At 66.4% G+C, this 9714-nt stretch carries 8 protein-coding genes and 1 tRNA gene; 5 read left to right on the forward strand and 4 right to left on the reverse strand.

Translation table 11 applies throughout. The annotated features are described in order from the left end of the window. Positions 1-408 (reverse strand): hypothetical protein (locus tag RMO40_RS20480; RefSeq protein WP_309725301.1); only part of this gene is annotated, 408 nt, incomplete at its 3' end. A 570-nt stretch (positions 409-978) separates the two neighbouring features. Here RMO40_RS20480 and RMO40_RS20485 point away from each other — a divergent pair. Genes RMO40_RS20485 through RMO40_RS20500 form a run of 4 tightly spaced genes read left to right on the forward strand, consistent with a single transcriptional unit; the run spans position 979 to position 6072 of the window. Continuing rightward, positions 979-1440, forward strand: coding sequence for an Hpt domain-containing protein (locus RMO40_RS20485; RefSeq protein ID WP_309725304.1), 462 nt, complete (start codon positions 979-981; stop codon positions 1438-1440). 3 nt (positions 1441-1443) lie between these two features. Beyond that, positions 1444-3702: an EAL domain-containing protein gene (locus RMO40_RS20490; protein ID WP_309725306.1), complete on the forward strand. Its 2259-nt coding sequence runs from the start codon at positions 1444-1446 to the stop codon at positions 3700-3702. Positions 3703-3726: 24 nt separating this feature from the next. After that, complete coding sequence (locus RMO40_RS20495) at positions 3727-5427, forward strand: diguanylate cyclase (protein WP_309725309.1); 1701 nt, start codon at positions 3727-3729, stop codon at positions 5425-5427. Between the two features lie 24 nt (positions 5428-5451). Continuing rightward, positions 5452-6072 carry a hypothetical protein gene (locus RMO40_RS20500; protein WP_309725311.1) on the forward strand — a complete coding sequence of 207 codons (621 nt, stop codon included), beginning with the start codon at positions 5452-5454 and terminating at the stop codon, positions 6070-6072. 128 nt (positions 6073-6200) lie between these two features. Here the strand turns inward: RMO40_RS20500 and RMO40_RS20505 are convergent, their stop codons facing one another. The 3 genes from RMO40_RS20505 to RMO40_RS20515 all read right to left on the reverse strand — a co-directional run bounded on the left by RMO40_RS20505 (position 6201) and on the right by RMO40_RS20515 (position 9243). Continuing rightward, positions 6201-7925 carry a carbohydrate-binding protein gene (locus tag RMO40_RS20505; protein ID WP_309725313.1) on the reverse strand — a complete coding sequence of 575 codons (1725 nt, stop codon included), beginning with the start codon at positions 7923-7925 and terminating at the stop codon, positions 6201-6203. Positions 7926-8290: 365 nt separating this feature from the next. Continuing rightward, a tRNA-Ser gene (locus tag RMO40_RS20510) sits at positions 8291-8378 on the reverse strand. Between the two features lie 43 nt (positions 8379-8421). After that, on the reverse strand, positions 8422-9243 hold the full coding sequence (locus RMO40_RS20515; RefSeq protein WP_309725316.1) for a symmetrical bis(5'-nucleosyl)-tetraphosphatase: 822 nt from the start codon (positions 9241-9243) through the stop codon (positions 8422-8424). A 92-nt stretch (positions 9244-9335) separates the two neighbouring features. On the opposite strand from RMO40_RS20515, the gene RMO40_RS20520 reads away from it, so the two are divergent. Continuing rightward, on the forward strand, positions 9336-9714 hold a 379-nt coding region (locus RMO40_RS20520; protein WP_309725318.1), incomplete at its 3' end, for a CNNM domain-containing protein.

Here is a 9714-nt window from a genome sequence, read left to right on the forward strand (position 1 = left end):
CATGTCGAACAGCGGGGCGCCGCGAAGCACCAGCTCGTGGCGCTCGCCGGCGCTGTCGGTGTGCCAGACCGCCAGCGCATCGACCGCAGCGTGGCTGTGCACACGGGCGCGCAGGCCGGCGCTGTCATCAGACTGGAAGTGTTCCCAGAGCAGGGGTTTGCCGTCGAGGGCTGGCCAGCGCGCGCTGGCCGATGAGGGCGGGCGCAGCAGGCTGAGGCGGTGTTGTGAGTCGGTGCGCCATTGCCACACATCGAGGGCGCTGGCGAGAGCTTGGGCCTGAGCGCGGCTGCTCTGCAGATCGTTCTGCAGCTCACGTTGCGCACGTTGCAGGTGCAGGGCCCAGGCCACGGCGGCCGCTGCAGCCAGCATGGCAAGCAGTGCCAACACGGAGAGCAGCACGAGCGTCATTGCCATGATTGTAAGGACTGACCACGCGGCTTCTCACCGCGGGCCGCCGCGATTCAAGTGAGTGGCGTTCATGCCGAAAAACAGACGGTAGGCCGAGAAAACTGTCGCCTGGTCTGTGCGAAGTCCTGGTCGCGTCGATGTCCTCTCATTCTTTGCCATGCCCATGTTGTTGACCGCCTGGTTGGTGTTGCGCTTTGTTGCCCAGGCGGCTGGCGTGTCGCTGGCCGTTGCGGCGGGCCGTTCCCGGCATTTCTGCCTCGATTGCGGATGCGGACCGATTGACGCCGCGCCTGAACACCCACATCCTTGTCGCGGCAGACAATGCCGCGGACCCGGAAGTCATCGGGCCAATGCTCGGGACGACCGGGTGCCGGGTGGGCATGGATGGGGTGGAGGCGCTCAGCGGGTTTCGCGGCGGAACTGCGGGCCGATTCAACTTTTCTCACTTCAGCAGATACTCCGACCATCGCGGTCATGGCCAGTGCCCAGGGGGGCGACAAAGAATGCTTCTTGGGACTGGGCTTCGATGACTACCTCTCCAAACCGTTTCGCCAGAGTCAACTGCTTGCCATGCTGACCAAACACCTTCGACCTGCCACTCCTGCCCCATCTGGCGAAGATGGTGCCATGGGTGGCTCGGGTGCCGGCACCCTGAAAGCGCCAGCTCCTGCCGACCTCGACTCCAGCGTGCTGGATGCCCAGGCCCTGGAGCGGCTGCGTGAACTCGACCCGAGCGGTGAGAACCGCCTGATGGAACGCGTGGTCAACGCTTTCGAAGCCTCGGTCGGCCGCCTCATGCCCCAGCTGCAAGAAGCGCTCGACACCAGCGATTCCGGGGGTATTCGGCATGTGGCCCACACCCTAAAATCGTCTTCTGCCAGCATCGGAGCCATGAAGTTGTCGAGACTGTGCTCGGACATTGAATCCAGGGCCCGCCAAGAGCAGTCAGAGGGCATGCCCGAGCGCATTGCCGAGCTGCAGGCCGAGGTCGAGATCGTGCGTGTGGCGCTCCAGCGCATTCTGGGTGCCTGACAAATGACTTCCAGCGCCGCCTTGGTTGACGACGATCTGCTGATCCAGCCCAAGGTGTTGCTCGTCGACGACGACGAGGTCAACCTGCTGCTCACCGCCATTGCCCTGCGCGAGCGCGGTTTTGCCATCACCGAAGCCACCAGTGGCGAGCGCGCGATCCAGCTGCTGGCCGACTGGCTGCCCGACGTGGTGGTGCTCGACGCCCTGATGCCCGGGCTCGACGGCTTTCAAACCTGCCACGAGCTGCGCGCCTTGCCGGGCTTCGAGTCGCTGCCCGTGCTCATGCTGACCGGCCTCGACGACGATGCCTCTATCACCCGCGCCTACGAAGCCGGGGCCACCGACTTCTTTGTCAAATCAACCCAATGGAGCTTGTTGGCCGGGCGGCTGCGCTACCTGCTGCGCTCGTCGCGCACACGCCTGGAGCTGGAGCGCAGCAAATCCAAGCTCGCCCGCGCCCAAGACCTGGCACGCATGGGCAGCTTCGATTGGCGGGTGGCTGGCGGCAGCCCTGTGTTCTCGGTCGAGGGCCTGCGGGTGTTCGGCATGGGCGCGGGCGATCGCGTCAGCATGCGTGGCCTGTTGCGCATGGTGCCCGACGAAGACCGTGAAGGTTTCATGATGGTGCTGCACGACGTCTTCCGTCACAGCTCCGTGCTGGCCACAGACATCCCGATCACGCTGCCCGACGGGCGGCAGCAGCGCATCATCCACGTCGAGGCCGAGCCCGAGTTCAACGAACACGGCAACCTGTCGGGCTACACCGGCATCGTGCAAGACGTGACCGACCGGCGCATGGCCGAAGACAAGATCCGCCACCTGGCGAATTTCGATGCGCTCACCGGCCTGCCCAATCGCCGCCAGCTGATCTGGCGTGCAGAACGTGCGCTGGAGCATGCACGCCGCCTCAACCACCCGGTGGCGCTGCTGCTGATCGACCTCGACCGCTTCAAGATCATCAACGACACCCTCGGCCATGGCGCCGGCGACGAGCTGCTGATGGAGGTGTCGCGCCGCCTGCGCTCGTGTGTGCGCCACTCCGACCAGGTGATGGAAAGCTCCATCGAATCGATGGGCTCACGCTCGCACCGCACGCTGGAGGCCGTGGGCCGCCTGGGTGGCGACGAGTTCGTGGCCCTGCTGCCCGAGGTGTCTGACGAGACCGACGCGGAGCGTGTGGCCGACCGCATTCTGGACGTGATGCGCGAGCCCATCTTCGTGGGCGGCCAGGAGTGTTTCGTGACGGCCAGCGTGGGCATTGCGATGTTCCCGCGCGACGGCGCCACGGTCGCCGACCTGATGCGCAACTCTGACGTGGCCATGTACTCCGTCAAGGCGCAGGGGCGCAACGCCGCCTTGCTGTACCGCCCGGCGCTGGCCGGCAAGGGCCGTGAAAAGTTGGAGTTGGAAAGCGCGTTGCACAAGGCCATCGAGCGCAACGAGCTGGTGCTGCACTACCAACCCAAGGTCGACGTGCGCGGCGCCAAGATGGTGGGTGTAGAAGCGCTGATGCGCTGGCAGCGCGGCAGCGTGCTGGTGCCTCCTGGCGACTTCATTCCGCTCGCTGAAGAAACCGGACTGATCATCCCCTTGAGCGAGTGGGCCATCCGCGAAGCGGCGCGCCAGGCCCGCTTGTGGCAAGACAGCTTCGGTTTTGCCGATTCGATCGCCGTCAACCTGCCCAACCGTCTGTTCGAGCGCACCGACCTGGTCGAAAACATCCACCAGGCCGTCACGCTTTATGGCGTGCCGCACCATGCCATCGAGCTTGAGATCACCGAAACCGGGCTGATGAAAGATTTGCAAAACGTCATCCCGTCGCTGCACCGGCTGAACGAGATCGGTGTCGAGATTTCCATCGACGACTTCGGCACCGGCTATTCGTCGCTGGCCTACCTGACCACCTTGCCCATCAGCGAGCTGAAGATCGACCGCTCCTTCGTGCGCGACCTGGGCATGACGCCGCAAAGCTCGGCCGTGGTCACCGCCATCATCGCCCTGGCCCGATCGCTCGGTCTGCGGGTGATTGCCGAAGGCGTGGAAAACATGCGCCAGATGGAAGTGCTGCACCGGCTGGGTTGCGTGGTGATGCAGGGCTTCTTGTTCAGCAAGGCCCAGCCACCCGAGCTGCTGGAGCAGTGGCTGGAGCAGACCGTGTTGCCACGCAAGGCCCCCTGGATCGTCAATGCCGACGAGTCCGACGCAGCCGATGCCTTGCGGGCCGCCGTCGAGGCGCGGTCGCGCTTTGGGCCGCAAGGCTAGTGCCTTGACTTGAGCTGAGCCTTGATGGACCCGACGACACGCGCTGCTGCGCCGCGGGCTGGCGCCGACAACCTGGCCCCCCAGCTGGCCAAGGCCGCGTTGCGCCGCCTGGTGCTGGAAAAGCTCGAACCCACCCCCGAAAACTACGCCCGCGCCTACCACCAGGAGGCCGGCACCCCGGTGCCCTCGTCCGCTGCCACCGCGCCGGTTGTCGACAAGGAAGAGTCGGCCGCCCAGGCCGCCGCCTTGGCCGGCCTGATCGAGCGTGTGGTGCGCGGTGTGCAGCGTGGCGGCCGCCAGTGGACGAGCGCGCGAAAAAAAGACGCGTTGCAACGTGTGCTCTCCAGCTCGCGCAGCGATGTGCAGCGCCTGCAACAGCGCCTGGGCCAGCTGCTGGCCGGCTGGGAAAGCGACACCATCGACGGCGCGGTCGACCCCGAGGCCTTGGCGGCAGTGGTCGAGCAGCCCTGGTCCGAACCCACGCAACCGGCGCCCCTGATGGACGCTACCGGCCCCGCGAGCGCCGAGGCCTCGCCTCTCTGGCAAGACCTGCTGACCAGCCTGGGGGGCACCTTGCAGCTGGCCTTGCCGCCGCCGCCCGCGCCCAGCGCCGAGCTGGCCGACGAGCTGGCTGCGCTGACCCAACGCATCCGCGAACGTGGCCCCACCGTCAGCCAAAGCGACGAGCTCGACGAGCTGTGCAAACGCGCCACCCGTGTGCTTGCCCACCGCCACCACCTGATCGACCAGCTGAGCGGTCTGTGCACACAGCTCACCGCGAGCCTTACCGACCTGGCCGAAGACGAAAGCTGGGCCAAGGGCCAATGCGAGGCGATGCGCAACGAGATCGAGTTCGGCCTCACCGCGCGCAGCGTGCGCTCGGTCAGCGAGCTGCTCGACAACACCCGCGAGCGGCAGAAGCAGCTGCGCCTCGAGCGCGCCAAGGCGCAAGACTCCCTCAAGGCGCTGATCAACCAGATGCTCAGCGAGCTGGGTGAGCTGGGCTCGCAGACCGGTCGTTTCCATGAAAACCTGGGCCGCTACGCGGGTGTGATCGAAAAGGCCGACTCCTTGGAGAGCCTGGCAGGCGTGGTGCGCGAGATGGTGGAAGAGAGCCGCACCGTGCAGTCGCTGGTGAAGGTGGCGCAAGGCAAGCTGCAATACGAACACACCCGCGCCAACGACTTGTCAGGAAGGGTGGTCGAGCTCGAAACCGAGCTGCGCCGCCTGTCGGATGAAGTCTCCACCGACCAGCTCACCAAAATCGCCAACCGGCGTGGCCTGCTGCAGGCCTTCGATGCGGAGCGTGCGCGGCTGGAGCGCGACGGAACACAGCTCTCCATCGGCCTGCTCGACGTCGACAACTTCAAGAAGCTCAACGACGAGTTGGGCCACAACGCTGGCGACGTGGCCCTGAAGTCGTTGGCCGAGGTGGTGAGCAAGGCGCTGCGGCCCATGGACCTGGTGGCGCGCTACGGTGGTGAAGAGTTCGTGGTGCTGCTGCCCAACACGCCTGTGACCGAAGGCGAACAGATCCTCACGCGCCTTCAACGATCGCTCAGTGGGGGCTTGTTCATGCACGAAAACAAGAATGTTTTCGTCACCTTTTCAGCCGGCGTCACGGCGTATCGGCCGGGCGAGCGCATCGAAATGGCCCTGGAGCGCGCTGACGAAGCCTTGTACGAGGCGAAACGCACGGGTAAAAACCGTACCTGTGTCGGTTGACCTCACTTTCTACGCGAGCACCCCATGACCTTTGTTGTTCGCCTGGCTTCACTCTCCATGATCGTGACCGCGGCCTGCCTGGCCGGTTGCGCCTCCACCCAGCTCGACGCCCAGTGGGCCGATCCGCAGCTGGTGAGCGGCCAGCCCTTGCGCGGCGCACGGGTGCTGGTGGTGTGCGAGTCGCCAGACCAGGTGCTGAGGCGGGTGTGCACCGACCAGATGAGTGCGCAGCTGGTGTCTGTGGGCGCCGTGCCGGTGCCGGCCCCGGATGTGGGCGACGGCGCCAACAGCCCACCCGGCGGCCCCGCGCCTTACGTTGCTGCCGCCAAGACCGCCAACGCCAAGGCCGTGCTGGTGACGGCGATTGCGCCCAACGGCTCGGTCGCCAAACCCGGCTTCACGCTCGGTGTGGGCCTGGGTGGGTTCGGCGGCAATGTGGGCGGCGGTGTCGGCGTGTCCTTGCCGATGGGCGGTACCAAGGTCGAAACCGGCTACGCAGCCAACACGTCGATCACCGATGTGGCCAGCGGCCGCCTGATGTGGACGGCCCGTGCCAGCGAAGCAGCCTCGGCCGACGTCAACGCGCAGGTGGCTGCGTTGTCGAAAACGGTGGTGGCGGGGGCGCTGAAGGCGGGTCTTTTCTAGGGCCTGTTCCTGAGCCGCGCGAGCGCCCATTTGGGGTGAACGACCCTGGCCCGTAAAAAAGCCCTCCGGGGTACGGAGGGCTGAAGCAGCTTGGCGCCTGGTCGGCGCCGTTCAGGATCGGGGTCGCCTCACTTCCAGTCGGGTCCTTGCAGCAGCGGGTCGTTGGGCAGGCCGAACTGCGTTGACAACCTGGCGCCGATGGTGCCCGGTGTGGCCAGGGCTGCGCTGCCGCAGCTGCCGGTTGCCTTCTTCAAGATGGACCAGAGCATCGCGCCGTCTCGGGGGTTGCGCCTCGGGCTTGTGCTGGCCAGCACCGCACCGCTGTAGCGCTCGACCGAGTAGGGCGCGTTCACCGCCACGTTGTACTGGTTGAGCAGATTGCGCGAGCCTTCGCATTGCGCATCGGCGTTGTTCACCACCAGGTTCGCGCCGGCCCACCCTTCGGGTGAGCTTTCAAAACCGATGGAGACGATCGTCTTGCTCGGGTACAGGCTGCGGTAGTCGTTGTAGGCGGTGACACCGTCGTAGTGCTCGTAGCGCGCGTCGTAGCTCATCACGTTGACCATGTCGAGCATGCCGGCCGTGTTCGGGTACTTCAGCACCACGGCGCGTTCGCGCCCGGCGTTGCCGCCCCAGTACGACATGCGGCCCGTGCAAGTCGGGTCGGCCGAGGTGGCGGCGGTGCAATCGGCCCCGGTCGACCAACCGGCCAAGGTCAGCACGCGGCCGCCGCCGGCCCTGTCGACCGCGGCACGCAAGCCCTTGATCGAGTTGGCGTAACGGTCCACATCGCCGTCGACTTCATAGTCCACGTCCAGCCCGTCGAAGCCCATCTCGGTGATGAAGGTCGCGAGCGCATTGATGATCGGGCCGCTGCCCGCCGCGCCTTGGGCGGCCAGCGCATTCCAGTTGCCGTAGGTCGCACCACCCACCGCGAGGATGACCTTGATGTTGCGCTGGTGCAGCACGTCGATCGCGGCCTTGATGTCCCTCGGCGCGGCGTTGAAGTTCACGCCCGTGCCCGACCAGCTGTTGGTGGCCAGGCCAGGCCATGAGAAGTTCGGGTCGGCGAAAGCCACCATCACGTGGGTGTAGGTGCCAGGAATGCGCGCGAACTTGCTGGCCCGGTAGACCTCGTTGGCGGTCTTGCCGGTGGCGTCGAACCAGTTGTCGCTCCAGGTCGGGTAGTAGCCGACATACACACGCTTCGTCTGGTCGGCCCGAACGGATTCCGACACCGTGAGTGGGTCGGACGGTGCCGGAGCGGGTGAGGGAGAAGGGGACGGAGAGGGCGAAGGGCTCGGCGAAGGAGCCGGCGCGCCGGTGCAGCTGCCGGTGGTCGTCCAGGGCTGGCCACTGCCGATCGGGCCGCTGCTGGTGACAGGGTCGTTGCCTTGTGTCCACCAGTTCGCCCGGTAGTTGACGCCGTTGCGGCTCACCGTGGCGCCGCCGGAGTAGGCGCTGGTGGAGGACCAGGCCAGGTAGCAGGTGCCGCCGGGCGTGGGCGACGGGGCCGGTGACGGAGAGGGTGACGGGCTAGGCGCTGGCGTAGGGGAGGGCGCTGGGGCGTTGCCGCTGAGCGGCTGCCACAGCGTGGGCGTGGTCGCCGGATTCCAGTTTGTGCCTGCCCAGGCGGTGTGGGTCACCAGCGCGACGTACTGGCCGCTGTTGTAGCTCACCACCGTGCCGGTGGTGTAGCTCGCGCCCTCTCTCCAGGCGGGGGCGGTGCTGGCCTGGGCCAGCAGCAGGTCTTGCGGCACTGCGTCGAGTGTCGTGGCGGCCTGCACTTGGCCCCACAAGCTTGCGATGGCGACCATCACGGTGGTCGCGCCCCACGTCGTCTTCCTGTTCATTGCGTTCTCCTGTTCCGGTTGAGAAACCTGGTTTGGTTGGTAGCGGCTGGATTCTGTTGGGCTCGTCGAGGCGCTTGAGCGCCCGATTGCAACAAGATGCGCATACCACTGCGCCGCCCCTCAGTCCACTCGTTGGCGCCCGACACCCCGTGCGCACAGGTATCTTAGTGGTACTGTAGTGGTACGCAAGCTTTTTTGGGCGCGGAGCTTCTTGTTGCGTCTGCTTGCAAACCAGTGGGAGCCCAGGGCTTTCGGCCTGCGTCAAGCGGGGTCGGTCAGGGCCGAGGGGAACAGAAGGGGTGTCGCGGCCCGTCAGAGGGGACCCGCGCAGGGGCGGCGCGCGAAGGGCTGCGCCAGGTCAACCCTGGCGGAAGCGGTGAGATTCGAACTCACGGACGGTTGCCCGTCGCCGGTTTTCAAGACCGGTGCAATCGACCACTCTGCCACGCTTCCGAAGAGGGCGGGATTGTAGTCGCAGCCTGGGCCGCCCCGGCATTCATCCAGGCCGCTGAGCCTGTTCGCATGACACCTGGGTCACCTCGCGCGCGGTGCCATCGACCCGCACCGCAGTGAGTTGCCCGCCCCACACACAGCCGGTGTCGAGCGCCAGCAAGTCGGGCCGGTTGACGAGGCCGAGCGTGGACCAATGGCCGAAGGCGATGGGCACGCCCGCCGTCTGCCGCTCCGGCACCTCGAACCATGGGCAGAAGCCATCTGGCGTCGCGCCCGCGCCTTCCTTGGTCTTGAGGTCCAGCGTGCCGTCGGCGCTGCAAAAGCGGATGCGTGTCAGCACGTTGACGGCAAAGCGCAGGCGCGCATCCCCTTGCAGGCATTCGTCCCAGCGTCGCGGCTCGTTGCCGTACATCACGCGCAAAAAATCAACCAGATCGGCACTGCGCAAACGCTGCTCCACCTCGCCCGCCAGCTCCAGCGTGGTCGCCAGGCTCCACTGCGGGGCGACGCCGGCGTGCACCATCAGCCAGCCGTGGGCGTGGTGCGCCATGCGCTGCTGGCGCAGCCAGTCGATCAGCGCGTGGCGGTCGGGCGCGTGCAGCAGCTCGGCCAGCGTGTCGCTGCGCCCCGCGTCACGCACACCGTGCGCCACGGCGAGCAAGTGCAGGTCGTGGTTGCCCAGCAGGCAAGTGGCCGCGCTGCCCAGGCCGTGCAGGCGGCGCAGGGTGGCGAGCGACGCCGGGCCGCGGTTGACCAGGTCGCCCAGAAAATAGGCATGGTCGCGCGAGGGCGAAAAATCGACCTTCGCCAACAGCCGCTCCAGGGCATCACAACAGCCTTGAAGGTCACCGATCAGATAGTTCATGGCGGCATTCTGCGGCAGTCATCGGGGTGCAGAACGAGTCTGCTACGCTTGCCCGCTTCTTGGTACGGTGCGTTCCGGGCGGGCCCCGGTTCATGGACACAGCTCTTCTCGCTTTTCTGATTTTGCTCAACGGGTTGTTCGCCATGTCCGAGATGGCGCTCACCGCGAGCCGCCGGGCGCGGCTGCAGGTGATGGTGGAAACCGGCGACCGAGGGGCTCAGGTCGCGATGGACCTGCACGAGAACCCGACCAAGTTTCTCTCCACGGTGCAGATCGGCATCACCTCGATCGGCGTGCTCAACGGCATCGTCGGCGAAGCGGCATTTTCCGAGCCGCTGGCGGCTTGGCTGAGCGCCGAGTTTCATGTCGGTGGCAAGGCGGCCAGCATTTCATCGACAGGCCTGGTGGTGGTGTGCATCACCTTCCTCACCATCATCTTTGGCGAGCTGGTGCCCAAGCGCCTGGGCCAGA

This window comes from Rhizobacter sp. (assembly GCF_031412075.1).
In the GTDB taxonomy this organism is placed as follows: Bacteria; Pseudomonadota; Gammaproteobacteria; order Burkholderiales; family Burkholderiaceae_C; genus Rhizobacter.